Genomic DNA, 26,559 nt, shown 5'->3' on the forward strand with positions numbered 1-26,559 from the left:
ATGCCACTTATATCGACTAAAGGAGTATATGGTTTAACTGCCATGTATGAGTTAAGTAAGCATAATAGTGATACCCCTTTACAAATAAAGGAGATCTCTTCAAATGCAAACATTCCACAAAACTACCTGGAGCAACTTTTAAGTAAACTAAGACATGCTTCTTTAGTTAAAAGTATAAGAGGGGCAAAAGGTGGATATATTTTGGCAAAAGAGCCAAAAGATATTTTAGTAAAGGATATTTTAATCGCTTTAGAGGGTGATTTAAAAATTATAGATAATAAGACAGATAATCCTATACTAAATATGTTTTTTTCAGAAGCGAAAAGTGATACTCAAAAAATCTTTGAGATAACTCTAAGTCAGTTGGATGAGTATCAAGATAGATACAACGAAGTGTTACACTACAGTATATAAAGAAAGGATATAAAATGAAATTTGCACAAAATGTTACAGAGTTAATTGGAAATACACCGCTTGTTAGATTACAAAAAGCAAGTGACAAAACAGGAGCTACAATTTTAGGAAAATGTGAGTTTATGAACCCAACTCACTCAGTTAAAGATAGAATTGGAACAAATATGATCAAAGCAGCACTTGATAAAGGGCTAATCAATGAAAACACTACAGTAATTGAACCTACAAGTGGAAATACTGGTATTGCATTAGCTTCTGTTTGTGCAGGACTTGGAATAAAACTTATTCTTACAATGCCTTCATCAATGAGTATTGAAAGAAGAAAACTTTTAAAAGCTTTAGGCGCTGAACTTGTATTAACTGAACCTGAAAAAGGTATGAAAGGTGCTATTGACAAAGCAAATGAACTTGCTGATAATACACCAAATTCTTTTATTCCTCAACAGTTTGCAAATGAAGCGAATCCAGAGATTCACAGAAAAACAACTGCCCAAGAGATTTTAAAAGATACAGATGGAAAAGTTGATATTTTTGTTGCTGCAATTGGAACAGGTGGAACAATTACAGGAACTGGTGAAATTTTAAAAGAGCATAATCCAGATATTCAGATTATTGCTGTTGAGCCAGAAGCATCTCCTGTTTTAAGTGGTGGAAAACCAGGACCACATAGAATTCAAGGTATTGGAGCAGGGTTTGTTCCTGATGTTTTAAATACAAAACTTTTCAGTGAGATTGTAACAGTTAGCAATGAAGATGCTATTGAGACATCTAAAAACTTGGCAAAAGATGAAGGGCTTTTAGTTGGTATTAGTGCGGGAGCTAATATTTTCGTAGCAGAAAAAATTGCGGCAAGACCTGAAAACAAAGGTAAAGTTGTTGTTACAATTTTATGTGATACAGGAGAGAGATATCTAAGTTCGGGATTATATGACGATGAGTAAAAACTCATCTTCTTCCCTATTATAAAGAGGAAAACATGGCAGAGAAGGCTTACAGATCTGTAGCCAAATCTGTCTCTTGGCGAACTGTCGGAACTCTTGACACAATGATCATCTCCTATTTTGTTACTGGTAATTTAACTATGGCTGCCTCTATAGGTTCAATAGAGTTATTCACAAAAATGGCACTATATTACTTCCACGAAAGAGCTTGGAATAAGATCTCTTTTGGAAAAGTAAAAGAGCCAGATTATCAAATTTAAAAGAAGATATGCATGGAAATTAAGAGATTAAACGAAAGATTTGCCAAAGCAGAGGCAACAGAGGTTTTAGAATACTTTTTAAAAGAGTATGGAAAAGAGGCTGCACTTTCAAGCAGTTTAGGTGCTGAGGATCAAGTCCTAACGGATATGATTTTTAAGATTAACAAAGAGTCAAATATTTTTACTTTGGATACAGGAAGATTACATCCAGAAACTTATGATGTGATGGATGCAACAAATCTAAAGTATGGTGTAAAACTAAATGTTTTTTTCCCTGATAAGACAAAAGTTGAAGAGCTTTATCAAACACAAGGGATAAATGGGCATTTTGAAAGTATTGAAAATAGAAAAAGATGCTGTAATATTAGAAAAATTGAGCCTCTAAAAAGAGCCTTAAAACCTCTAAAAGTTTGGATTACTGGACTAAGAGCTTCTCAAAGTATTACAAGAGTTGATATGCCAGTAGTTGAGTGGGATGAAAACTTTCAAGTTATAAAAGTAAATCCACTTATAAATTGGAGCGAAGAGGATGTTTGGGACTATATTAAGAAAAATTCTGTTCCATATAACAAACTTCACGATAAAGGTTTCCCTAGTATTGGCTGTGCTCCCTGTACAAGAGCCATTAAAGAGGGTGAAGATATAAGAGCCGGTAGATGGTGGTGGGAGAACCCAGAACATAAGGAGTGTGGACTACACGCCAAATAAAAAACAACTGATGAAATCAAACTTTTAATTTGAAAGATTCAATTTAATAGAAGAACTCAAACTTTTAATTTGAAATATTCTAAAAAAATAAATTAATGGAATGATAAATGATTACTACTGAAAGATTAACACATTTAAAACAGCTAGAGGCTGAATCTATACATATTATGAGAGAGGTAATTGCTGAGTTTGAAAACCCTGCAATGCTGTACTCTGTTGGAAAAGACTCTGCGGTGATGCTTCACCTTGCCCTAAAGGCTTTCCACCCGGCAAAACTTCCATTTCCACTACTTCATGTGGATACAACTTGGAAATTTAAAGAGATGATTCAATTTAGAGACCAAAGAGCAAAAGAGTTAGGTTTTGAACTATTAGTTCATACAAATCCTGATGGAATAGCTCAAGGAATAGGACCTTTTACTCACGGAAGTGCAGTTCATACAGATGTGATGAAAACAGAAGGTTTAAAACAAGCTCTAAATAAATACAAATTTGATGCAGTTTTTGGTGGAGCAAGAAGAGATGAAGAGAAAAGTCGTGCTAAAGAGAGAATCTACTCATTTAGAGATGAAAAGCATAGATGGGATCCAAAAAATCAAAGACCAGAACTTTGGAATATCTATAATTCAAAGGTAAAAAAAGGTGAATCAATTAGAGTATTCCCCCTATCAAACTGGACTGAGCTTGATATTTGGCAATATATCTATCTTGAAGAGATACCAATTGTACCACTATATTTTGCTGCAAAAAGACCAGTTGTAGAGAAAGATGGTGTAAAAATCATGGTTGATGATAAAAGAATGCCTATTGGACCAGATGATGTTGTAAAAGAGGAGATGGTTAGATTTAGAACTTTAGGTTGCTACCCATTAACAGGAGCTGTTGAAAGTTCTGCAACAACATTGCCAGAGATTATTCAAGAGATGCTTTTAACAAAAACAAGTGAGAGACAAGGAAGAGTTATTGATAATGACTCAGCAGGTTCAATGGAAAAGAAAAAAATAGAGGGGTACTTTTAAGATGTCAATACAAGAAGTAAAAATAGCAAATGATATAGAGAGCTATTTAAAAGAACACGAAAATAAACAGTTATTAAGATTTATCACTTGTGGAAGTGTTGATGACGGAAAATCTACCCTAATTGGAAGACTTTTACACGACTCAAAGATGATTTTTGAAGATCAATTAGCAGCTATTAAAAACGACTCTAAAAAAACAAATACAACAGATAATGAGTTTGACTTATCTTTGCTTGTTGATGGACTTCAAAGTGAGAGAGAGCAAGGGATTACTATTGATGTTGCTTATAGATATTTTGCAACAGACAAAAGAAAATTTATCATTGCAGATACTCCTGGGCATGAGCAGTATACAAGAAATATGGCAACAGGTGCTTCAACAGCAGATTTAGCAATTATCTTGATTGATGCAAGATATGGGGTACAAACCCAAACAAAAAGACACTCGTTTATTACAAAACTTTTAGGGATTAAACACCTAATAATTGCAATAAACAAGATGGACTTAGTTGATTTTAGCCAAGAAAGATTTGAAGAGATAAAAAAAGATTATTTAGAGTTTGCAAAAGAGTTAAATCTTACATCTGATTTAACACTTATTCCTTTGTCTGCATTAAATGGAGACAATGTTGTAAATTTAAGTGAGAAATCACCTTGGTACAAAGGTGAAACTTTAATGAATACATTAGAGAATATTGAGATTTCACAAGATAGAGATTTAATTCATTTTAGAATGCCTGTACAATATGTAAATAGACCAAATCTAAATTTTAGAGGATTTTGTGGAACAGTTTCAAGTGGAATTATCAAAGTTGGAGACTCAATTACAGTTCTTCCTTCAAAAAAAAGTTCAACTGTAAAAGAGATAATAACCTATGATGGAAATTTAGAGTATGCATACGCACAACAAGCAATAACTATAACTTTAAACGATGAGATTGATATAAGTAGAGGGGATATCCTTGTAAAAAGTGAAGAGCAACCAGAACTTTCAGATAGTTTAGATGTGGATATTGTTTGGATGAATGAAGAGCCTTTAATAAAAGGAAAATCGTATTATATAAAAAGAGCCTCTACAACTGTAGTTGGAAATATAGAGTCATTTTATTATAAAACAGATGTAAATACTTTAGAACAAGAACAAACAGATAGTTTAGAGCTAAATGAGATTGCAAGGGTAAAACTATCTTTAAATCAAAGTATTGCCTTTGATCCATATAATCAAAATAAACCTATGGGTTCTTTTATTGTTATAGATAGAATTTCAAACAATACTGTTGGAGCAGGAATGATTATTCAAAAAAGTGAAAAATCAAAAGCAACTGCAACAGGGGAATTTAGTGCCTTTGAAGTTGAGCTAAATGCTCTAATTAGAAAACACTTTCCACATTGGGAAGCAAAAGAGATCTTATAGGAGAAAAAGATGATAACAGCTCCTAAAAAAGAGAGTAAAGCAGCAAGAGTTGAAAGAATAAAAAAAGAGAAAGATGGTCTTGATGTACTTCAAGACATCTATCTTTATGCCATAACTGGTGAAGCAGTTGATCCTGAAGATATAGATAGATTAAAGTGGTATGGATTATATACCCAAAATAGAAACCTTCAAGATGAGAATGATGAAACACTATATTTTATGTTAAGGGTAAAATTAATTGGTGGAGAGTTAAATTTAGAGCAATTGAAAACTATTGCCGATATCTCTAAAAGATATGCAAGAGGAACTGCCGATTTTACAACAAGACAAGATTTACAGTTTCACTACATAAGAGTTGTAGATTTACCTGAGATTTTTAGACTTCTAGATAGTGTTGGGTTATCTACTATTTTTGCAGCAGGAGATGTTCCTAGAAATGTTGTTTCATGTCCAGTAAATGGGATAGATGAAGATGAGATTGCAGATGTAAGAGATGTGGTTGATAAAATTAATGAAGCATTAAAAGGGAATAGAGCTTTCTCTAACCTTCCAAGAAAATTTAAAATTGGAGTAAATGGTTGTTCTTGTAACTGTATAAACCATGAGATGCAAGACTTAAGTTTTAATGCAGTAAAACAAGAGAATGGAAAAATCCACTTTGCTGTAAGTGTAGGGGGAGGTTTGGCTTCAAATAGAAGAGTTGCAGATCATATAGGGTATGTAACTCCTTCACAAGTTCTTCCTTTGACAAAAGCTGTAATAAAAATATATAGGGACAATGGAAATAGAGATAATAGAAGAAAAGCAAGATTAGGACATATAATTGAAGAGTGGGGAATTTCAAAGTTTAGGGAGATTTTACAAAGCAACCTTACTTTTAGAATAAAAGATCCAAATGAGATAGAGTATATAAACTCTAAACATAGGGATCACTTTGGAATTCATAAAAGCAAAGTTAAAAATAGCAGTTTTATAGGCTGTGCTCTAAACTCAGGTCATATTGGACTTGAAGGTTTAGAAAAGCTTGTTTTACTTTTTGAAAAATATGATGCAAAGGCTTTAAAAGCAACTGTTACACAAAATATTGTTATAACACAAGTTCCTACAAAAAATGCACAAGCTTTAGCGCAAGAGTTGGAAGAAGTTGGTATTTCACCAATTCCTTCAAATTTTAAAGCAAAAATCCAAGCTTGTACAGGACTAAATTTTTGTAAATTTGCCATATCTGAGACAAAAGGTGCAGCAAAAAATCTTGTTGAACACCTAGAGAAGAAGTTTCCAGATTTTGGAGAGAGAGTATCTATTTCAATAAATGGTTGTCCAAACTCTTGTGCCCATGCCCATATTGTTGATATTGGTCTTATTGGAACAAAAGTTAAAAACAAAGAGGGGCAATCTGTAGTTGGATATGATCTTTTTGTTGGTGGTTTTTTAGAAGGAGTTAACACTCAATTTAGTAAAAAAACTAATATTAAATTTCCTCAAGAGGAACTAAATGAAAATATTGAGAATCTAATTACAGAATATTTAACTTCTGATTTTAAGAGTTTAAGAGAGTATTTACTTACTAAATCAACCAAGTAGAAAAGAGATAAATTCTCTTTTCTATTAATTGAACCTATAATTAAAATAAGCTATAATTATGCCCATGATTAAAGATATCTATAGACCATTTTTTGATAAACATACAAATATTCTAGATTTTGTTAGATACAACACCATTGGGAAGAGTAAAAAAGAGTATTTTGATTATACGGCTACGGGTTTAGCTTTTAGACAGATAGAAAACCGTATAAGAGATGTACTTGAAACCTATGCAAATACTCACTCAAAAGAGTCTTCTAATGCAAATATTACAAGTGACTATTATAATAATGCAATCCTCTCTTTAAAAAAAAGCCTTGAACTAAAAGAGGGTTTTTCCATATTACCAGCTGGATGTGGTTCAACTGCTGCTATTAAAAAATTTCAAGAGTTACTTGGTCTATATATCCCACCAGCAACAAAAAAAAGATACTCTTTAAATATCCCAAAAGAGAAACTTCCTTTAGTAATTGTTGGTCCCTATGAGCACCACTCAAACGAAGTAAGCTATAGAGAAGCCCTTTGTGAAATAAAAAGAGTAGGACTTACAAAAGATGGACTTATTGATAAAGAGGAGTTAGAAGAGATTTTAAAAAACAATCAACACAGAGAGATAGTTGGAAGTTTTTGTATAGCTTCAAATGTAACAGGAATTATCACTTGCTATAAAGATATCTCAACAATCTTAAGAAAATATAAAGCAATAGTTTGTTTTGATGCAGCAGCAAGTTCACCCTATATGAATGTTGATTGTGACTACTATGATGCTATGTTTATCTCTCCACACAAACTTCTAGGTGGTCCAGGAAGTTGTGGACTTTTGATTATAAAAGATAGTATTGTAGACACCTCTTTATCCCCTACTTTTGCAGGTGGTGGAACTGTCTCTTATGTAAACTCTCAAATCCAAGAGTATGAAAAAGAGTTAAGTGTTAGAGAGACTGCTGGAACTCCAGGTATTTTACAACTTATTAGAAGTGCCCTAGCCTATCAACTAAGAAACGAAATAGGTTTTGAGTTTATAATGCAAAGAAAACAAGAGCTCTTATGTCACCTAATAAAAGAGCTTGAAAAAATTCCTAATATTAAAATCTATGGAAATAAAACTTGCAAAAATATTGGAATAATCTCTTTTAATATAAAAGATATAAATCCCTATGATATTTGTAGAAGACTCTCTTCGGAAGAAGGCATACAAACCAGAGCTGGTTGCTCTTGCGCTGGACCATATGGACACGATTTATTAGGTTTTCACTCAAAAGAGGAGTTGCAACAAAAACCAGGTTGGCTTAGAATCTCTATTCACTATTCCCAAACCCTTGAAGAGATTGACAATTTAGTTGAGGCTATAAAACAATCAATCTACTAATAAATTATGTTATCTTATTGTAACCTTTAAGTATTAAACTCCCTTAAATTAATATTTAAAGGAATAATATGAAAAAGAGTATTATCTCTGCCTCTGTTGTAACAGCAACAGTTCTTTTCTCTGGTTGTACAACAAACCAACCTACAAAAACTGAATTTAAAACACAAGCACACAATGTAGAGTTTTCTGAAGTAAAAGTGCCTTCAAAAGAGTATGAAAAAAGAAAAATAATGGTATCTTCATCTATAAGTGTAGATGGTAAAAAACATAAAATTGGGTATAACACTATCTTAAGATCAGGAGATCAAGTTGGAGAGGGTGTTTTTGGACAACTATTTGATAGCAAAGGAGAGCCATTAGTTGGTGAAGATGGAGCACCAAAAATCTCTAACTCAAATGACTTCTCTTCTTTAATACCTGTGGGAGATAAACTTTTTATGATCTCACAATTTGAAACAAGACCAGCAGCTATGTATATTACAGAGTTAGAACAAACAGAAAATGGTCAACTAAAAGCTCTTAATACAAAAAATATTGATCTTTCACATATAAATGGTGTTTGGGTTCCATGTGCTGGGTCTGTAACTCCTTGGAATACACACTTAAGTTCAGAAGAGTACGAGCCAGACGCATCTGCTGTAAAAGAGAATGGGTCAATTAATGATTATTATGACCAAATGGGAGAGTACTATAATGGAGATTTAAAGGCTTTAAATCCTTATGATTATGGATGGACTCCTGAAGTAAAAGTTTTAAATGAAAAGGGTGATGTTAATGTAGTAAAACACTACTCAATGGGAAGATTTGCCCACGAGTTATCTTATGTAATGCCAGATGAAAAAACAGTATTTTTATCTGATGATGGAACAAATGTAGCTATATATATGTTTATTGCCGATAAAGCAAAAGATTTAAGTTCTGGTACACTTTATGCTGCAAAATGGATACAAACAAATGACAAAGGTGCAGGAAAAGCAGACTTACAATGGATAAATTTAGGTCACTCAAGCGATGCAAATATCAAAAAAGCTTTAGATGCAAAAATTAAATTCAGTGATATTTTTGACAAAATTGAGATGAACAAGGATGGTTCATGTTCTAGCTCTTCATTTAGTACAGTTAATACTACAACAGGTGCTGAGTGTCTAAAAGTCAAAGAGGGTAAAGAGGAGCTTGCTTCAAGAATGGAAGCAAGAAGATATGCTGCAATATTAGGTGCTACAACTGAGTTTAGAAAAATGGAAGGTATTACCTATAATCCAAATGAAAATGTTGTTTATCTCTCTATGTCAGAAGTTGCAAAAGGGATGGAAGATAATGCTAAAAAAGGTAAATATGATATTGGTGGAAACAATGATATTAAACTAGAAGAGAATAAATGTGGTACAGTTTACAAATTAGATTTGACTACTTTTATTACAAAAGCTTTTGACTCAAAAGGTAATGAGATTAACTCACAATTTGTTCCAAGAGCTATGAGCGGATTGGTTTCTGGTTTTGCAGATAAATCAGTTGAACAAAACAAATGTTCTGTTACCTCTTTGGCAAATCCAGATAATATTACATATATTCCAAATACAGACACTCTAATAATTGGAGAAGATACAGGTAGTGGACATCAAAATGATTATATCTGGTCATATAATACTAAAACTGATAAATTAACAAGAATCCAAACAACACCTTATGGAAGTGAAACAACTTCTGCATATTACTATAACAATATTGGTGGGCATGGATATCTTATGTCAGTTGTTCAACACCCTTATGGAGAAGGTGATGCAACAACAAAAGAAGAGGATATGCCAAATAAAGCTTATAATGTTTCTGATATGAAAGCTTATACAGGATATATTGGACCACTTCCAGTTATCTCAAAATAACAAAAATTAACAGTGCTTTTGCACTGTTAATACCCTATTAAATTAGTCAATTAATTTTCCATTAAACCTCTGTGTATATAATCTTTTTATGAGATTTATTATATTTGCAACTATTTTTTTTATTGTTATGTCCCTTTTTAGCCTATATGTTTCTAAAAGATTTGTAAAGAAGCTTCACTTCTCAAAAAAAATCAAACATCTAATAAATACTTTTTTAGCAATAAACCTTTTAGGAGTGTTAGCATATATGTTAGCAAGATATAATCCAAGTGTACCAAACTGGATATATTTCCTTCTTTCAGTGCCCATTGGAATTATTTTTCTTCTATTTATTACTACAATTTTTTATGATTTACTCTGTGTAATAGTAAATAGAGCCCCAATAGATGAAAAAAGAAGAGGTTTTTTTAAAAAGAGTCTTGACATAGGAGCTTTGAGTTTGGCAACAGCTGTAAATGCAAAAGCGATGTACAATGCAAGAAACTATCAGGTTGAAGAGGTTGATGTAAAGATTAAAAATCTTAAAAAACCTTACAATATTGTACAACTAAGTGATATTCACATTGGAGGACTTATTGATAAAGAGTTTATTGCAAGTATTGTAAAAAGAGTTAATAGTTTAAATGCCGATATTGTTGTAATAACAGGAGATTTGGTTGATACAAATATAAAATATGCACAAGCTGCCCTTGAAGAACTTAAAAATCTAAAATCAACCTATGGAACCTATTTTATAGTAGGAAATCATGAGTATTTTCATGGGGTTCAATCTATTATAAAATATGTAAACTCATTGGGAATAAAAACTTTAGAGAATGAAAATATATATATTGGAGAGAAAAATCAAGGCTTCTATTTAGCTGGAGTGTATGATCTAATGGGAAATAGAGTTGATGCTTATAAACCAGACCTAAAAAAGGCATTGGAAAATATAAAAGAGGAACCAACCATTTTACTTGCCCACCAACCAAAATTTATTGAAGAGGTTAAAGATAGTGTTGATTTAGTTTTAAGTGGACACACCCACGGGGGACAGATTTTTCCATTTAATTTTTTGGTTAAACTTCAACAACCATATATAAAAGGTCTTCATAAATACAATGTAAAAACACAAATATATGTTAACAAAGGGACAGGATTTTGGGGACCACCAATGAGACTTGGCTCTAGTTCAGAGATTACTTTATTAAAACTTACATAAACTCTTCAAGAAGGTTTTTATAGTCGATAATCTTTATATTCCTCTTCTCTTTCTCTATTATCTTTTTCTTTATCAAATTTGCTATTTTTCTAGAGAGAGTCTCCTCTCTTATATTTAAAATCTCTGCTATTTTTATCTGTTTCATTCCATTTATTGTTTTTTCATTATCATAGATAAATTTAGCTACTTTTGCATTTACATCAATACTAACACTGTTGTTAATAAAACTCTCCAAATATTTTATTTTTTGGGTAAGTGATTTAATAAAAAGCATAGATATATCTTTTTTATATAAAAATTCATCTCTAAACTTTTCATAATCTATAAAAACAACTTCACCTTTTGTTTCAAATGAGCAATTTGCAGGAAAAGGAATCTCTTCATAGTTTGCAATCTCAGCTATAAAAGAGAGAGCATTTATATTGTGAATAACTATCTCATTATCTTTGAAATCGTGTTTATATATCTTTACAATTCCATCAACTAAAAGATGCAGATATTTAGATTGTTCCCCTTGATAAAAGAGGATATCTCCCCTTGAAAACTTTTTAACAAATGATATACTCTCTAATTTTTTAATCTCTTGCTCATTAAGAGATTTAAAAACATAATAATCTTTTAGGTTCATTGCTTTTCCAAATTTTAAAGATATTAGTTAACTATACAACTAAGAACTAGAAGAATACAATTATTTTCATTAAAGTTTTTTTTAGTAATAAAAATGAATTTTATTATTAAAATAATAAAATCCCATAAATAAGGGGTTTTTAAATATTACATTTAAAAAAATTTATTAAATCTTTTTTTACCAAAATCTAAATTTTGCTTAAATTGAAGATTCTTTTATAAAAAAAAAGCAGTATTACTACTGCTTTTTATCTAAATAGATATATAAAACTTACTAAAACTGTAGTAAAATAAATCATTGCAATTATTAAATAATCTTTTTTATACTCTATTAATTTATCCATTTTTTCTCCTTAAAATAAGAAGGAGAATCATCCTTCTTATTTAATCGCTATTGATTTTTTTGTTTTTGTTTCAGCAAGTTTTGGAATAATAACTTCCAAAACACCATCTTCACTTCGTGCTTGAATATTTTCCACATCAACATTTTCAGGAACTGTAAAACTTCTTGAAAATTTACCAAATGATGTTTCTACTTTATAATAATCTTCCTCTTTTACCTCATCTTTTGTTTTTCTCTCACCTGAAATTGTTAGGATATTTTTATCAATATCAACACTTATATCATCTTTTTTTACTCCTGGTAAATCAACATCAATGTGATATGCATTTTCACCTTCTCTTGTATTTACCACGGGAACAAAACCATTTAATCCTTCATCTTTTGGATAGTTATAAAAACTTTTTTCTAAATCTCTAAATTGTCTAAAAGGGTCAAATTTTGTTATTAACATTTTTTCCTCCTTAAAATCAATTCTTGATATTTATCCTATCAAGTTAATGAAATTATAACAATTTTTTTAGCACTTGTCAATACTAATTGCTAATTTTCATATTGAATTTATATTTTTTTATTCTATAAATCCTATAAATAAGCTCTTTATCTAATCTAGCACTTATATTGTTTGTGTGCTTATTATAAAATACATTTTTTATTTTTTTACCATTTTCCCAAATAAAAATATCTTTTTACCCAATAGTCTTATTATTTTTGTATAATCTTATATAATTAAATACTAGGATTTAAAATGGCTCTTAAAGTTGTAATTTCCCATAAAACTGAGTATAAATATAGTAAAAAAGTTTCAATGTCACCACATATTATAAGATTAAGACCAGCACCCCATAGTAGAACACCAATTGAAGCTTATTCATTAAAAATAAAACCTGAAAATCACTTTATAAATTGGCAACAAGATCCCTTTGGAAACTACCTTGCAAGACTTGTGTTCCTAGAGAAAACTGATATCTTTAGTGTTGATGTAGAGATAATTGCAGATATGATTACCATGAATCCCTTTGATTTTTTTGTGGAAGATGGCTCAAAAGAGTTTCCATTTACCTATAAAAAAGATTTGAAAAAAGAGCTTGCTCCATATTTAGAAATTGAAGAAACAAGTAAAGAGCTAGAAGAGTTTGTAGATAGTATAAATAAAAGTAAAAAATCAATAATTGATTTTTTGGTTGAAGTGAACCAAAAAATACATAATACTCTAAACTATACTGTTAGAATGGAACCTGGAGTTCAAACTCCAAAAGAGACTTTAGATAAAAAACTTGGAAGCTGTAGAGACTTTGCTTGGCTTTTTGTTCAAGTATTAAGACATCTTGGACTTGCAAGTAGGTTTGTCTCTGGATATTTAGTTCAACTAACAGCAGATGTTAAATCATTAGATGGACCAAGTGGTCCTGAAAAGGATTTTACAGACCTTCACGCTTGGACTGAAGTTTATGTTCCAGGAGCTGGTTGGATTGGACTTGATAGTACAAGTGGACTTTTTGCAGGGGAAGGACATATCCCTCTTGCTTGTACTCCAAACTACACTAGTGCCCATGCAATTGAAGGGCTTACAGATGTTTGTGAGACAAAATTTAATTATGAAAACAAAGTTACAAGAATTTTTGAATCTCCAAGGGTTACCAAACCCTATAAACAAAAGCAGTGGGAAGATATATATAATTTAGGTTTCAAAGTTGATGAAGATTTAACCACCCATGATGTTAGACTTACTATGGGAGGAGAGCCAACTTTTGTCTCTATTGATGATATGGAATCAGCACAATGGAATAATGAAGCCGATGGAGCACATAAAAGAGAGCTTGCAAATAATCTTTCAAGAAAAATTTTAGATTCAACTACCAATGGTGGACTTCTTCATCATGCACAAGGTAAATGGTATCCAGGGGAACCTCTTCCTAGATGGCAAACAACTATTTATTGGCGAAAAGATGGAAAACCAGTTTGGAGAAACCCAGAACTTTTAGCAAATATGAATAAGACTTACCCTTATAAAACCAAAGATGCGAAAGAGTTTCTTTCAACTTTAGCTCTAGTCTTAGGAGTAAGTGATAAGAATATAGTTCCAGCTTTTGAAGATCCAGTTTATTACATTATGAAAGAGTTTGAACTTCCCCTTGATATTGACCCAATGAAAGCTAATTTAAAAGATTCTTTAGAGAGAAGAACCATAGCACAAAAACTTCAACAAGGTTTAAATAGTGAGGTTGGATATGTTCTACCACTTAATTTTGGGAGAACAAAATGGATTACTTCACAATGGGAGTTTAGAAGAGGATATATGTTCCTTGGTGCAGGGAACTCTCCATTGGGACTTAGACTCCCTTTAGAATCATTAATTGTAAAACCACAAATTGAACTTGAAAAAAGCTTTGAACCAGATCTTTTTGCTTCATATCCTGCTTTGGGAGATTATATTACAGAAGTTGAGAAAAGAGCTAAAAATATTAATGCCAAAACCACAGAACAAAACTCTTATAGTGTATTTGTTAGAACAGCTATTAGTGCAGAGATAAGAGATGAGAAACTTTGTATCTTTTTACCTCCAATAGATAATACAGAGGCTTTTCTTGATTTAATAGCCTCTATTGAACAAACAGCGCAGATATTAAATTTGGCTGTAATAATTGAAGGGTATGAACCTCCACAAGATAGCAGAACAGATAGAATAAAAGTAACTCCAGATCCAGGAGTAATAGAGGTAAATATTCAACCAGCTTCATCTTGGAAAGAGTTAAGTGATAACCTTTTAAAACTATATGAAGATGCAAGGATTTGTAGACTTGGAACTGAAAAGTTTATGGTTGATGGAAGACACACAGGAACAGGAGGAGGAAATCATGTAACAATTGGTGCAGCAACTCCAAGTGATTCTCCACTTCTTAGAGATCCAAATCTATTAAGAAGTCTTATAACCTTTTGGCAACACCATCCAGGACTTTCATATCTTTTTAGTGGAGCTTTTATAGGACCAACTTCACAAGCTCCAAGAGTAGATGAGGGAAGATTAGAGAACCTATATGAGTTGGAGATTGCTTTTTCTCAAATTCCAGAAGATGGTAATATTCCATTTTGGTTAACAGATAGACTCTTTAGACATATGTTAACAGATATTACAGGCAATACCCATAGAAGTGAGTTTTGTATAGATAAACTCTACTCACCTGATTCAAGTTCTGGAAGACTTGGTATTTTAGAACTGCGAGCTTTTGATATGCCACCACACTCACAAATGGCACTACTTCAAATGCTTCTTGTGCGTGCCTTAGTTGCTTGTTTTTGGAAAAATCCATATAAACATAAACTTGTACGTTGGGGAACACGACTTCACGATAAATTTTTGCTTGAACACTATGTAAAAGAGGATATAAAAGAGGTTGTTGAGTATCTAAATGAAAATGGTTATGGTTTCAAACTGGATTGGTTTGACCCTTTCTTTGAGTTTAGATTTCCACTTTATGGAATGACAACAATTGAAAATATGCATGTGGAGATAAGAGCAGCCATAGAGCCTTGGAATGTTTTAGGGGAGGAAGCAACTTCCCAAGGAACTTCAAGATATGTGGACTCTTCTGTGGAGAGGCTTCAAATAAAAATTGATAACTTTAATGAAGAGAGATATACCCTTGCTTGTAATGGGATTCAAATACCACTTAGTAAAACAAATATTGAAGGGGAATATGTAAATGGGGTTAGATATAAAGCTTGGCAACCTTGGTCAGCACTTCATCCAACAATTGGTGTTGACACTCCTCTAACTTTTGATATTATTGATAATTGGAATGAGCGTTCAATAGGAGGATTCAACTACTTTGTTTCCCATCCAGGAGGAAGAAGTTATGATACTTTTCCAGTAAACTCTTATGAAGCAGAATCAAGAAGAATAAACAGATATTGGGATTTTAACCATAGCCAAGGGGAAGTTGTAAATTATGATCCAATAATAAATTCTAGCAAAAATGCAATCTTTGCAAATGGTGCAAAAAGGGCAGTTGTGGAGAAAAAAGGTTTAGAAAAGCTATATTTTCATAAAATGTCAAAAAATAAAGAGTTCCCACACACTTTAGACTTAAGACAAAGATGGACAAGAAATTAGATGGATATATTTGAAAGTTGTAAACTTGACTCATCATTTGATGAGATGTTTGACAAAAGTTGCAATGTAAAAGAGCATTGGAATGAGATAAAAGAATCCCTAGAAAAATCTGGGATGGAAAAGCTTGAACAAAAGCAAACGGAGATTGATTGGAGATTAGAGGATAACGGAGTTACTTATAATGTCTATAATGACCCTGAAGGGACAAATAGAAGATGGAATCTTGATCCAATTCCTTTTGTTTTAAATGAAAAAGAGTGGGAAGAGGTTACGAAAGGTTTACAGCAAAGAGCAAAACTTTTAAACCTGATTTTCAGAGATTTATACACAGAACAAAGATTGATAAAAGAGGGGATTATTCCAGCAGAGATTATCTTTGCCCATAAAAGTTTTTTACCTGAACTCTTTAACTTTAAAAACAAAGATTACTACACAATGCGATTTTATGCAGCTGACATAAGCAGAGGTCCAGATGGAAAATTTTGGGTTATAAATGATAGAACCCAGTCTCCATCTGGACTTGGGTATGCAATTGAGAATCGTCTTACAATGAACTCTTCCCTCTCTGATTTATACTCAAATATCAAGTTTAAAAAGATTGCAGGCTTTTTAGAAGGGTATAAAAATATGCTTTTAAGTACTGCAAAAAATAGAAGTGAAGATCCATTAATAGTACTTTTAACCCCAGGTCCTCACAATGAGACCTATTTTGAGCACTCATACCTAAGCTCTTTTTTTAATCTTACTTTAGTTCAAGGGGAAGATCTATTAACAAAAAATAATCAACTTTGGCTAAAAACGCTCAGTGGCTTAAAAAAAGTTGACACTGTTTTAAGAAGAGTTGACTCTAAATATTGTGACCCGTTAGAGTTAGAAAACAGCTCTCATCTTGGGGTTGCAGGATTAATAAATGTTTTAAGAAATGACCATTTATCAATGATAAATCCAATAGGAATTGGTATTTTAGAGAATGTTGGACTTAACCCTTTTATGAAAAACATTGCAAAATTTTTCCTAAATGAGGATTTAATACTTCCTCAAATTGCAACTTGGTGGTGTGGACAAAAACATGAACTTGAATTTGTTATTGAAAACATTGATAATCTTATTATTAAAAAAATTGACAAAACCGATAGAATAGAGGTTCATTTTGGAAACAAACTAAGCTTTGAAGAGAAAAATATCTTAATAGACAAAATCTTATCTACACCTTCATATTATGTTGGACAAGAGATTATTGATTTTTCAACTGTTCCCTCTTATGTTGGTAACAATATTGAACCAAGAAATGCTGTAATTAGATCATTTTCATTCCTTAATGAGGATAAATATGAAGTTATGCCAAGTGGTTTGGTGAGAGTATCAAAAGAGAAAGATTCCCTTGTTGTTTCAAATCAAAGGGGAGGAACAAGTAAAGATTTATGGATATTAGGAGAGGATAATAGTGAGAAGTTTAGTGCTATTTCTAGCCATAGAGATTTCTTAGATACCAGATTGGGAAATATCTCTACAAAAAGAGCAGAAAACCTCTTTTGGCTTGGAAGATATCTAAGCAGAGCTGTTATTACAACAAGGATGTTAAGATTTAATCTAAAAGCAGTTTTAAATCTAAACAGATATGAAGATAGAAATATTTCAAAAAGCAGTGCGGAGATTTTAAATAGATGTTTAACCCATCTTACAATGACCTATCCTGGCTTTTTAGAAGAAGAAAAAGAGGTTAAACCTATTGTTGAAATAACCTCTGTAATACAAGATGTTACAAGAGTAGGAACTCTTAGTTTTACCCTTTCAATGTTAAGCAATATAAATGCAAATATCAAAAATCTTCTAACTATTGATGCTTGGAGAGTTTATGATAGAATGAAAAAGAGATGGTACTCATATAATAAAAGAAAGATTATCTCAAACAGAGAACATATAGGGGAACTTGATAGACTTCTTATCTATCTTATGGCATATAAAGAGCTTATTGATGAGAGTATCTCAAATGATCAAGGGTTAATTCTTTATGATATTGGCTGTAAACTGGAGATTTCACTACTTCTTATCTCTAAAATGAGATCTTTATTAACAACAAAACTTGACAAACTTCTTGAGTATGATATTCTTGATTCAATGTTAAATACCTATGAGAGTTATAATGCCTATAGAGCACACTACAAATCAACCTTAGAGTTAGAGAATGTAGTTGAATTTTTACTCTTTAACACCAAATATCAAAAATCCTTGATATTTATAATTGAAGAACTTTTAAGAAGTCTAAAAGAGTTACCAAATAGTTCTCACTCTTCCCACTTAAATAATTTTGAAGAGCCTGTATTTAAAGTCTATACTATGCTTAAACTTACAAATGCTAAAAGATTATTAAGAACAAAAGAGAAAGATTTTGTCTATTTAACCCTTGATGGTTTTCTTTCAGAGATTTCTGAGCTATTAGCCCAAACCTCTGAAGAGATTACAAAAACATATTTTGCACACTATAACGAGTAAAAAATGGTATATGAAGTATTTCACGAAACAAAATTCCACTATCCTGCCCTTGTAACCTTTAGTCACAATATAGCTAGGCTTACTCCTAAAAGTTGTCATAGACAAAAACTTTTAGAACACACCCTTGAAATTACACCAAAACCCTTTGAAACAACTCTTTTTGAAGATTATTTTGGAAATCAAAATACCTTTATGTTAATAAGAGAAGCCCATAAGAGTCTAAGTGTAATCTCAAAATCAAAAGTTGAACTAATTGAAGATAGAATCTTTGAGTACAATGAAAAAGCAAAACAGACAACCATTACCTATGAACAAATGAGAGAGAGATTAGAAGCTCATAAAAGTACAGATGCTTTGGCTTTTCAATACCTTTTTGAAACTGACTCAATTGCTGTGCCATCAAAGGAGATAAAAGAGTATGTTTTACAATCTTTTAGTCCAAATAGAACTCTTTTTGAAGCTACAAATGAGTTTATGCAAAGAATCTTCACAGATTTTAAATTTGTCTCAGGATTTACAGATATTACAACTCCTATTGAAGATATTTTTAGAGAAAAAAAAGGGGTTTGCCAAGATTTTGCACAGTTTGCAATTGCAGCACTTAGAAGTATAGGTATTCCAACTAGATATATGAGTGGATATATTCAAACATACCCCAAAGAGGGTGAGAAAAAACTCTTTGGTTCAGATGCTTCCCATGCGTGGTTTTCTATCTATATTCCAGATTTTGGTTGGGTTGATTTTGATCCAACTAATAATAAACTACCAAATGAAGAGTATGTTATTTTAGGATTTGGAAGGGATTATATGGATATCTCTCCTTTAAAAGGTGTAGTAAAAAGTAGTGGAGAGAGTAAACTAAGTGTACGGGTAAATGTGCTAAAGTTGGAAGTTTAATTATCCAACTTTAGCTACCCTAAAAGCAACAGCATTTTCATATATAAGAGAACTGTTGTAGTTACAAGTAATCATCCCATCACAAGGTGATTTGAACTCATAAATCACATTTCCCTCTAATGAATCAATTATCTCTCCCATTATTTGCTCTTTTACAACATAACTTCCAGGGAACTCTTTTGGTATAAAAATACCACTTTTTAAACTTTTAATTACCCTTATCTCTTCTGTTTTAATAACCGTTGAATCATAGGCATTAAAAATTGAAAAATCGATGATTTCATTTTTATTCATAAATCTTAAAATAGCTTGATTTATCTGGCTTGAGATTTTATTATCAATATGACTTAAAGTGGGACAAACGATAGAATAAGCCTTTGTTCCCCAAAGTTGCCAATTATATTGTAAAGTCACACTATCTATTGATTTCATATTTTTATGATGAATAAATTTAAAACCAAACTTTTTCGCACCCTCTAAATCTTCAAATTCACTCTCTAAAAGTTTAATGTAAGGAATACAATTTACAGGGTCTTGTCTTTTCTCTAAAATCACACCAAAAGTGTATCCATTTAAAACATCAAAAACTTTTTTTGCAATCCGTTGGGTTGTTTCACCCAAACCATATCCAGGGAACATCATATTAATATCAGTATTATCCAAAGGCCAAAATCTTTTCCCTGAATTAAAGGCATAATGATTAACTGAAGGGATAATTAAAACATCACCTTTTATCCTTTTTGCATCAATTTTGTTTTTAAAAAAATCTACAAGTTTTGAAGCACAATATAAAGGGAGAATTCCCTCCCCTTCCATTGCTCCAACAATGGCAATCTTAGGAGCTTTTTTACTCTTTCCTTTAAATAAAAAACCTTCAATAATAAGGGGTTCTCTACTTAAAGATTCAATTTTTAAAATCTCAATTCTCTTCACTTTTTTCTCCAAAGATTCTTGCAAGTAGTGAGCCTTCATAAACTACTGGATACTCCCTTAGGGTAAATAAAATTCCACAATTTGGTGCAAAAAGTTCACTTAAAATCTCCCCTGTTAAAGGGGATACAATCTCACCAATCTTATCCCCTTTTTTTATAATTTCACAGTGATCAAGGGAAGGGACAAAAAGTCCACTTGTTGGAGCATTTATATAATATACATCCCCTATTTCAGAGCTAAAAGGTTCCCTTACTTCAAATTCCTGTTTTGTATTAATCATTTTTTGTTTTTTTAGAAGATTTAAAATTCCTATTAGAAGTTGCTCTCCATACTCCTTTGTAAGCCTCATACCAACTCCCATCTCAACAACTAAAGTATTTGTTCCTAAAGAGTTTAAAGTATGGGAAAATGTTGCTTCTAAAACAGTTACCGCATCATGAATCCAAATAAAATCACAATTTAACTCTTTTGCTAAATGAAGTGTATTTTTAGAGAACTCTTTATTTATTCTAATTTGAGGTATCTCCCTTAAAAAAATATTACTTGAGTGGATATCAATTGCAATATCACTACCTTTTATATCCTCAGTTAAAGCGTGAACAACTTGTCCAGGGAGAAAATCATTTACACTTCCAGGGAAAGCTCTGTTTAGATCCACATTGTAGTTAGGGAAACTTCTTGTAATAGTATCAATTCCTAAAGGATTTGCAGCAGGATAGATATCCACAATTGCATTTAAAGTATCTATATTTTTATTTAACCATTGGGCCAATAGATATATTACCAATTGTCCTTCCAATTCATCCCCATGGATTCCACTTACTATACTGATTCTTTTTAGTTTTTTACCTTTTTTAGTTTTTTTGGGCTCAAATCTAGTTCTTTTTATTGTAAGTTTTTCACCAACAGGAAGTTGTGATGTAAAAATTTCTGTTGTTTTCATTGATCCTCAACAATTATTTTATTTATCTTTGCATTAATAGAATTTAAAATTGTATCATAAGATTCTCTCTCCCTATGGGGAACAAAAACAGCATTTGGATTTAATCGCAATACTATAGTATCAATCTCATTCATAATAAGCAGCGAAAATCCTTTGTCTCTTTTTAGTCGTAGATGTATATCAACTTTTTCAACAAGTTTTCCAAGTCTAATAAAATAATCACTTGTATTTCTCTCTTGTTTTCTTGAAAGTTCTCCCCATATCTCACTTATTCTTGATGAGATTTTTTCCACGAAAGAACAATCAATATTAAAATGATCATTTTGAGCCTGCTTTAAAAGTTCTGAAAGCTCAATAATAGAACCAAATGCATTTGCATCAATGTAAGCCCTTGTAATTATTGCATTTTCTCTTATATAGTTTATGATTGCATAGATATTTGATTCATGTTCACCAAAACAAGCCTCATATAAAAAATCATTTGCATTTTTATATTTTATCTCTATTTCAAGGCGTTTAAAAAGTTTTTTACCTGCATTTTTATCAACATCAATTATCTCATCAAAGGTTTCAACAATCTCAATGAGCATTGCTTCAAGTCGTTCCAAATATCTTCCAAGCCAATATAAATTACTTGCCATATTTGCAGTTAATAATTGATCCATTTTATTCTCCTACAACCCATGTATCTTTAAAACCACCACCTTGAGAGGAGTTAACTAAATAGTTACCTGCTTCAACGGCATATCTTGTTAAACCGCAGTTCCAAACTTTTGGTTTTTCTGCCATTATTACATAGGCCCTAAAATCTGCTTTTCTAGGAACTATCTCATCATTTATAAAACAATTCTCATCATAAAATTCAACCAACTCTTGGGCTATAAATCTCCTTGGATTTGCTTCAATAATTGTTTTTAAATCTTGTAATTGGATTTTTGACATAGAGTGTCCAAACATCACTCCATATCCACCTGCTTCTGCAACATCTTTTATTACAAGTTTTTCAATATTATCATAGATATATTTTTTATCTTTTTCAAAATATGGTAAATAGGTTGGAGCATTGTATAATATAGGCTCCTCATTTAGATAATATTTAATCATCTTAGGAACAAAATAATAGATACCTTTATCATCTGCAACACCATTTCCTGGTGCATTTAAAATTGCCACATTACCTGCTAAATAAACCTCCATAATATCTGGCACGCCTATTAAACTCTCTTTATTGAAAAACTTTGGATCTAAAAATTCATCATCAAGTCTTCTATAAACTGCCCCTACTCTAATCTTTTTCCCATTATAATTTTTAAAATATAAAACTTTATTTTCAACCAAAAGTTCATTATTTCTTACAAGTTTTGAACCTGTTATCTCTGCTAAATAGGCATGTTCATAATATGCTGAATTAAATCTTCCTGGAGTTAAAACTACATTTATCCCCTCATTGTTTACATAATCCATAGATTCTTTTAAAATATCTGCATAGTCTTTTATGGGTTTTATATCCATCTTTTCAAAAAAATCGGGGTAAATTTTTCTAAAGGTATTTCTTATAGATAAGGGATAACTAGCTCCACTTGGTACCCTTAAATTATCCTCTAAAATAACCCATTCATTTGTTACTGTATCTTTTACTAAATCTATACCATTTATATGGGTTCTTAATTTTTTAGGAGGTGAAAATCCATCAAGTTCTTTTAAAAAGCCTTTTGCTTTATAAATAAACTCTTCTGGAATAATTTTTTCTTTTATTATTCTTTTTTTTGTGTATAGATCTTCTAAAAACAGATTTAATGCTATTATTCTTTGACTAAGACCCCTTTCAATCTTATCAAATTCTTTAGTTGTCATTATTCTTGGGATCACATCAAAAGGTAAGGATCTTTCAATAAAATTCCCATCTTTATATAGATTAAAGTTGATTGCAAACTTATCCATATATTTTTTAAACTCTTTTACTTTTTGCCTATCTTGGTTTGAAAATATCTCCCAAAATATTTCCGTAGCTACATTTTTTGTATCTAACAATTTACACCTCCTAGGTCTATATTAAATTTTAATACTATTAATATAAAAAGGTTATAAATTATTTTTTATTTTCATCATAAAGTTGCATAAAAAGTATACTATTTTAATTAAATCATTTTTTTTCCAAATGTTTCCATATTCCCAATATTTGACTCTGCTGAAAAAATAAAACTTTTTAGATTCTACCAAAAGCTGTGTATATTTATAATAATCTCTTTATTTATTTTTTGTTTATATGGGATTTTTTATACACCTTTGTGAATCTCTAAATAGATAGTGTATTTTATTTTATTTTTTTAAATTATTTAAATATAAATTTTATGGGACAAATACTAAAGTGGAATTTTTATGGTAAAAGAAGCACCTTTATTTTCTTCACTAATACAATCAATTTTACCACCTAAATTAATTGTTACTAGATTATAAACAATATTTAACCCTAATCCAATTGAACCATTTTTTCTATTTGTTGTAAAAAAAGGCTCATATATTTTCGATAAGTTTTCTTTTGATATCCCTTTCCCATAATCGCGATATTCAAAAATAAACTCTTTATTTTTAATCTTAGCATTTAAAGAGATAACTCCTTTTTCGTTATCTTTATATGCATGTTCTAAAGAATTTGAAATCAAATGATGAATAATTTGTGCAAAAAGACCTGGGAAAGAGTCGATTTGAAGCATCTCATCACACTCTATTTTAAACTCAATATTTCGATTGCTCAATAAGCTATCCATGCTTATTAAAATACCTCTCATATACTCTTTAACGTTAAAAACTCTTTTTATTTCACTAGTTTGATCCACTGCCACTTGTTTAAAGTTTTTTATAATCTCTTCTGTTTTTTGCAAACTTGTTACAATAACTTTAATTAAGTTATTTGAATTTTCTAAATAACTTTTCCATTCTTCAGTTAAGATTGCACCACTTTCATATTTTGAAATTATCTCTTCTAAAATATACTCTAAATGTGACGCCCCTGTAACTCCAAGACCAATTGGTGCACTAATTTCATTTGCAACACCCGAAACCAAACTACCAAGTCCAGCTAATTTTTCGGACTCAATAAGTTTATTTTGAGTTATTATTAGATTTTCCATAGAAGCTTCTAGTTCATCATTTGATTCTTGTAAATCAAGATTTTTATTTTCTAATTCTATCTCTAAGATCTTTTTATCTTGAATATCTCTCCAAACTCCATGAACTACAATTTCACCATTTATAACTATTTTAGTAAGTACAATTTCACACCAAAACTCTGTGCCTGTTATTTTTCTATGAAGCCATTCAAATCGTATACTACCTTTTTCTAAACATTTGTTTATATTCTCTTTTACCAAAATATCTGAAGATATACCATTTGGTTGAATCTCTGGAGATATCATATTTGGATTTAAATTTAAAAATTCATCTTTTTGTTTTATCTCTAACAATTTTAAAAGAGCAAGATTACAATCAATAAACTTACCATCTTTTAATAAACTTATACCATCAGAGCTATCATTAAATAGTGTTTCAAAAACTTTTTTTTCTTCTTCTAACTCTTTTGTTCTTAATTTCACTTTTTCTTGAAGTTTATTATTAAATGTTAATATTTTTTCTTCTTGATCTTTTAACTGCTCAATATCTTGAACAATTTTATCTCTCATTTTTGCAAAATTTAATGATAGAATTCTTAACTCTTTTACTCCTGAAACTGTAATCTCTGCATTTAGATTTCCAGATGCAATTGTTTTTGTGACTGTACTTAACATATCAATGGGTTTTAACACATTTCTAACTATCAATATAATAATTGCTGAAATCACAAGAATAATTATTAAGGATATAGTTAAAAATATTTCTCTAAATATATATAATTGTTCATATTTAACATCTTTACTAACCCTATAACCTATAATCCAATTCCAAGGTTCATAATATTTAAAAATAATCCATCTGTCATTGCTTTTATTTAAAATATCAAAATTACCATTTCTAATTTTTAATATATTTTTATACTCTTCTTTATTTTTATATAAATGAGCATTTTGTTTATTATATTTTCTATGCAATATTACAAAACCATTTTCATCTATAATAAAAGGGAAAATCTCTTTTTTGTTTTTATCAAAAACTTTTTTTACAATATCTAAAGTCCCTTTCTTAAACGACTCTTCATAGGATTTTTCCATTTGCGTTTTTAAAAGTGTTTCATATTTTTGATTTATAAGATAGATTATATTATCAATCTTTTCGTTATATATTTTCTCTTGTGATATATTGATCTCTTTTTTTAAATAATGATATGTAAAATAAAAAATAGAACTAATACCAAGACTTATAACTAGAAGACTTGAGATTAAAAGTTCTGTTTTTAAAGATCTGTTTTTTATCATTTTATTAATACCGCATTATCAATGAGTTCAAAAGGGAAAACTATATTAAACTTTTTTGCTAAAGTTGTATTTATAAAAATATTTGATTTTTTATTTACAACAATAGGAATGTTTTTTATAGTTTCACCTTTTAGAACTCTAAGAACTGTATTTGCTGTCCACTCACCTTGCTCTTCTGGTTTAAGAGGTAGAGACAAAAGAGCATATTCAATTAAATTTCCATCACCTGTTCCCGTTGGAATAATAGTATTTTGAAGTGTAAAGTTTTTTATCTCTTTTCTATTTTTCTCCCAATCTTTTATAGACCCCCCATATCCAATGATAAGAATATCCACATTATTTTGTAATTCAATAAATCCTTTTTTCCACTCTTCAACAGAAGAGACTAATCTTGCATCCATTTTTTTATTTAACTGTTTTTGAAAATAGTCTAACTCAATTCTTGTGGTCAAGGAATCATCTTTTAAAAAACCTACTCTATTACCTTTTGCATATTTGCTTAAGATTTCAACAGTTTGAGGAACTAATTGCACCTCTTCCATACCTGTAATATTAGATATTGGTAATCCATACTTTTTACTAGAACCATTTATCCCACAAAAAATAACAGGAATAGTACTATTTTTAAAGTAAGGCAAAATTATATATTTAAAAGCATTGTCATCGGAAGTTATAATCACATCAGGTTTAAAGTTTTCAATTTGATTCTTGATTTTTTTGGCTATTTTTATTTTGTAAGGCTCATCATTATTTCTTTTTGAGTCCATTTCAACTCTTTTAAATTCAAGGGGTAAGTTAGATTTGAAAAGTACTTTCTTTATACTTTTTTCAATCCCATCACTCCAATAAAGACCAGAGTGATAAGAATTGATATAAAAAACTCTTTTTTTTGCACTAATATTTTCTGCTTTAATAAAGATAAAAAACAATAATAATGAAAAGAAAATACTAAAAATCTTTTTCATAATAAATACTTTTTATTTATTATAACATATCTTATACATAATTGC

The 26,559-nt window shown here is 30.6% G+C and carries 21 protein-coding genes; 13 read left to right on the forward strand and 8 right to left on the reverse strand.

The annotated features are described in order from the left end of the window. The 10 genes from AEBR_RS15110 (at position 1) to AEBR_RS15155 (ending at position 10,793) form a co-directional block, all read left to right on the forward strand. The gene (locus tag AEBR_RS15110) at positions 1-414 is read left to right on the forward strand and encodes an RrF2 family transcriptional regulator (RefSeq protein WP_129085844.1); all 414 of its coding nucleotides are present in this window, start codon (positions 1-3) and stop codon (positions 412-414) included. A gap of 14 nt (positions 415-428) precedes the next feature. Continuing rightward, the gene (gene cysK / locus AEBR_RS15115) at positions 429-1,355 is read left to right on the forward strand and encodes a cysteine synthase A (RefSeq protein ID WP_129085845.1); all 927 of its coding nucleotides are present in this window, start codon (positions 429-431) and stop codon (positions 1,353-1,355) included. 35 nt (positions 1,356-1,390) lie between these two features. Next, entirely contained in the window at positions 1,391-1,615 is a 225-nt protein-coding gene (locus AEBR_RS15120; RefSeq protein WP_128983136.1) for a DUF2061 domain-containing protein, read from the forward strand. A gap of 12 nt (positions 1,616-1,627) precedes the next feature. Next, on the forward strand, positions 1,628-2,323 hold the full coding sequence (locus AEBR_RS15125; RefSeq protein WP_129085846.1) for a phosphoadenylyl-sulfate reductase: 696 nt from the start codon (positions 1,628-1,630) through the stop codon (positions 2,321-2,323). A 107-nt stretch (positions 2,324-2,430) separates the two neighbouring features. Continuing rightward, positions 2,431-3,342: a sulfate adenylyltransferase subunit CysD gene (cysD, locus tag AEBR_RS15130; protein ID WP_172658920.1), complete on the forward strand. Its 912-nt coding sequence runs from the start codon at positions 2,431-2,433 to the stop codon at positions 3,340-3,342. Between the two features lies 1 nt (position 3,343). After that, positions 3,344-4,756, forward strand: coding sequence for a sulfate adenylyltransferase subunit CysN (gene cysN / locus AEBR_RS15135; protein ID WP_129085847.1), 1,413 nt, complete (start codon positions 3,344-3,346; stop codon positions 4,754-4,756). A 9-nt stretch (positions 4,757-4,765) separates the two neighbouring features. Then, on the forward strand, positions 4,766-6,340 hold the full coding sequence (locus AEBR_RS15140; RefSeq protein ID WP_129085848.1) for a nitrite/sulfite reductase: 1,575 nt from the start codon (positions 4,766-4,768) through the stop codon (positions 6,338-6,340). 64 nt (positions 6,341-6,404) lie between these two features. Next, complete coding sequence (locus AEBR_RS15145) at positions 6,405-7,709, forward strand: aminotransferase class V-fold PLP-dependent enzyme (RefSeq protein WP_129086227.1); 1,305 nt, start codon at positions 6,405-6,407, stop codon at positions 7,707-7,709. Between the two features lie 68 nt (positions 7,710-7,777). Then, on the forward strand, positions 7,778-9,592 hold the full coding sequence (locus AEBR_RS15150; RefSeq protein ID WP_129085849.1) for a PhoX family protein: 1,815 nt from the start codon (positions 7,778-7,780) through the stop codon (positions 9,590-9,592). 88 nt (positions 9,593-9,680) lie between these two features. Then, positions 9,681-10,793, forward strand: coding sequence for a metallophosphoesterase (locus AEBR_RS15155; RefSeq protein WP_129085850.1), 1,113 nt, complete (start codon positions 9,681-9,683; stop codon positions 10,791-10,793). Here AEBR_RS15155 and AEBR_RS15160 read toward each other — a convergent pair. After that, positions 10,786-11,421: a Crp/Fnr family transcriptional regulator gene (locus AEBR_RS15160; protein WP_129085851.1), complete on the reverse strand. Its 636-nt coding sequence runs from the start codon at positions 11,419-11,421 to the stop codon at positions 10,786-10,788. The two genes, AEBR_RS15155 and AEBR_RS15160, sit on opposite strands and share 8 nt — an antisense overlap. 379 nt (positions 11,422-11,800) lie before the next feature. Continuing rightward, positions 11,801-12,214, reverse strand: a complete 414-nt coding sequence (locus AEBR_RS15165; RefSeq protein ID WP_128983314.1) for an Hsp20/alpha crystallin family protein — start codon at positions 12,212-12,214, stop codon at positions 11,801-11,803. 294 nt (positions 12,215-12,508) lie between these two features. Here AEBR_RS15165 and AEBR_RS15170 point away from each other — a divergent pair, with 294 nt between their 5' ends. Genes AEBR_RS15170 through AEBR_RS15180 form a run of 3 tightly spaced genes read left to right on the forward strand, consistent with a single transcriptional unit; the run spans position 12,509 to position 19,264 of the window. Further along, positions 12,509-15,874, forward strand: coding sequence for a transglutaminase family protein (locus AEBR_RS15170; RefSeq protein ID WP_129085852.1), 3,366 nt, complete (start codon positions 12,509-12,511; stop codon positions 15,872-15,874). Beyond that, complete coding sequence (locus AEBR_RS15175) at positions 15,875-18,367, forward strand: circularly permuted type 2 ATP-grasp protein (RefSeq protein ID WP_129085853.1); 2,493 nt, start codon at positions 15,875-15,877, stop codon at positions 18,365-18,367. A gap of 3 nt (positions 18,368-18,370) precedes the next feature. Continuing rightward, positions 18,371-19,264 carry a transglutaminase family protein gene (locus AEBR_RS15180; protein ID WP_129085854.1) on the forward strand — a complete coding sequence of 298 codons (894 nt, stop codon included), beginning with the start codon at positions 18,371-18,373 and terminating at the stop codon, positions 19,262-19,264. Here AEBR_RS15180 and AEBR_RS15185 read toward each other — a convergent pair whose 3' ends face one another. The 6 genes from AEBR_RS15185 to AEBR_RS15210 all read right to left on the reverse strand — a co-directional run bounded on the left by AEBR_RS15185 (position 19,265) and on the right by AEBR_RS15210 (position 26,514). Beyond that, positions 19,265-20,236, reverse strand: coding sequence for a M14 family metallopeptidase (locus AEBR_RS15185; protein WP_172658921.1), 972 nt, complete (start codon positions 20,234-20,236; stop codon positions 19,265-19,267). Continuing rightward, a complete protein-coding gene (locus tag AEBR_RS15190; RefSeq protein WP_129085856.1) occupies positions 20,184-21,140 on the reverse strand; it encodes a M14 family metallopeptidase in 957 nt (318 codons plus the stop codon). The genes AEBR_RS15185 and AEBR_RS15190 overlap by 53 nt, the downstream gene beginning before the upstream one ends. Further along, positions 21,137-21,805 (reverse strand): alpha-E domain-containing protein, encoded by a 669-nt coding sequence (locus AEBR_RS15195; RefSeq protein WP_129085857.1) that lies wholly within the window; start codon positions 21,803-21,805, stop codon positions 21,137-21,139. Before AEBR_RS15195 ends, AEBR_RS15190 begins: the two co-directional genes overlap by 4 nt. Before the next feature lies 1 nt (position 21,806). After that, positions 21,807-23,171: a circularly permuted type 2 ATP-grasp protein gene (locus AEBR_RS15200; RefSeq protein ID WP_129085858.1), complete on the reverse strand. Its 1,365-nt coding sequence runs from the start codon at positions 23,169-23,171 to the stop codon at positions 21,807-21,809. A 332-nt stretch (positions 23,172-23,503) separates the two neighbouring features. Beyond that, positions 23,504-25,549 carry an ATP-binding protein gene (locus AEBR_RS15205; RefSeq protein WP_129085859.1) on the reverse strand — a complete coding sequence of 682 codons (2,046 nt, stop codon included), beginning with the start codon at positions 25,547-25,549 and terminating at the stop codon, positions 23,504-23,506. Beyond that, positions 25,546-26,514 (reverse strand): ABC transporter substrate-binding protein, encoded by a 969-nt coding sequence (locus AEBR_RS15210; RefSeq protein WP_129085860.1) that lies wholly within the window; start codon positions 26,512-26,514, stop codon positions 25,546-25,548. Before AEBR_RS15210 ends, AEBR_RS15205 begins: the two co-directional genes overlap by 4 nt. Between the last annotated feature and the right edge of the window lie 45 nt (positions 26,515-26,559).

Source organism: Halarcobacter ebronensis (assembly GCF_013201825.1).
GTDB lineage: Bacteria > Campylobacterota > Campylobacteria > Campylobacterales > Arcobacteraceae > Halarcobacter > Halarcobacter ebronensis.

Excerpts from the sequence above, each read along its gene's own strand:
- AEBR_RS15205 (WP_129085859.1), bottom strand. The coding sequence starts at position 25,549 with ATGATAAAAAACAGATCTTTAAAAACAGAACTTTTAATCTCAAGTCTT.
- AEBR_RS15175 (WP_129085853.1), top strand. The coding sequence starts at position 15,875 with ATGGATATATTTGAAAGTTGTAAACTTGACTCATCATTTGATGAGATG.
- cysN (WP_129085847.1), top strand. The coding sequence starts at position 3,344 with ATGTCAATACAAGAAGTAAAAATAGCAAATGATATAGAGAGCTATTTA.
- AEBR_RS15190 (WP_129085856.1), bottom strand. The coding sequence starts at position 21,140 with ATGAAAACAACAGAAATTTTTACATCACAACTTCCTGTTGGTGAAAAA.
- cysK (WP_129085845.1), top strand. The coding sequence starts at position 429 with ATGAAATTTGCACAAAATGTTACAGAGTTAATTGGAAATACACCGCTT.
- AEBR_RS15195 (WP_129085857.1), bottom strand. The coding sequence starts at position 21,805 with ATGGATCAATTATTAACTGCAAATATGGCAAGTAATTTATATTGGCTT.
- AEBR_RS15185 (WP_172658921.1), bottom strand. The coding sequence starts at position 20,236 with ATGAAGGCTCACTACTTGCAAGAATCTTTGGAGAAAAAAGTGAAGAGA.
- AEBR_RS15110 (WP_129085844.1), top strand. The coding sequence starts at position 1 with ATGCCACTTATATCGACTAAAGGAGTATATGGTTTAACTGCCATGTAT.
- AEBR_RS15210 (WP_129085860.1), bottom strand. The coding sequence starts at position 26,514 with ATGAAAAAGATTTTTAGTATTTTCTTTTCATTATTATTGTTTTTTATC.
- AEBR_RS15145 (WP_129086227.1), top strand. The coding sequence starts at position 6,405 with ATGATTAAAGATATCTATAGACCATTTTTTGATAAACATACAAATATT.
- cysD (WP_172658920.1), top strand. The coding sequence starts at position 2,431 with ATGATTACTACTGAAAGATTAACACATTTAAAACAGCTAGAGGCTGAA.
- AEBR_RS15125 (WP_129085846.1), top strand. The coding sequence starts at position 1,628 with ATGGAAATTAAGAGATTAAACGAAAGATTTGCCAAAGCAGAGGCAACA.
- AEBR_RS15150 (WP_129085849.1), top strand. The coding sequence starts at position 7,778 with ATGAAAAAGAGTATTATCTCTGCCTCTGTTGTAACAGCAACAGTTCTT.
- AEBR_RS15155 (WP_129085850.1), top strand. The coding sequence starts at position 9,681 with ATGAGATTTATTATATTTGCAACTATTTTTTTTATTGTTATGTCCCTT.
- AEBR_RS15140 (WP_129085848.1), top strand. The coding sequence starts at position 4,766 with ATGATAACAGCTCCTAAAAAAGAGAGTAAAGCAGCAAGAGTTGAAAGA.
- AEBR_RS15120 (WP_128983136.1), top strand. The coding sequence starts at position 1,391 with ATGGCAGAGAAGGCTTACAGATCTGTAGCCAAATCTGTCTCTTGGCGA.
- AEBR_RS15160 (WP_129085851.1), bottom strand. The coding sequence starts at position 11,421 with ATGAACCTAAAAGATTATTATGTTTTTAAATCTCTTAATGAGCAAGAG.
- AEBR_RS15170 (WP_129085852.1), top strand. The coding sequence starts at position 12,509 with ATGGCTCTTAAAGTTGTAATTTCCCATAAAACTGAGTATAAATATAGT.
- AEBR_RS15180 (WP_129085854.1), top strand. The coding sequence starts at position 18,371 with ATGGTATATGAAGTATTTCACGAAACAAAATTCCACTATCCTGCCCTT.
- AEBR_RS15165 (WP_128983314.1), bottom strand. The coding sequence starts at position 12,214 with ATGTTAATAACAAAATTTGACCCTTTTAGACAATTTAGAGATTTAGAA.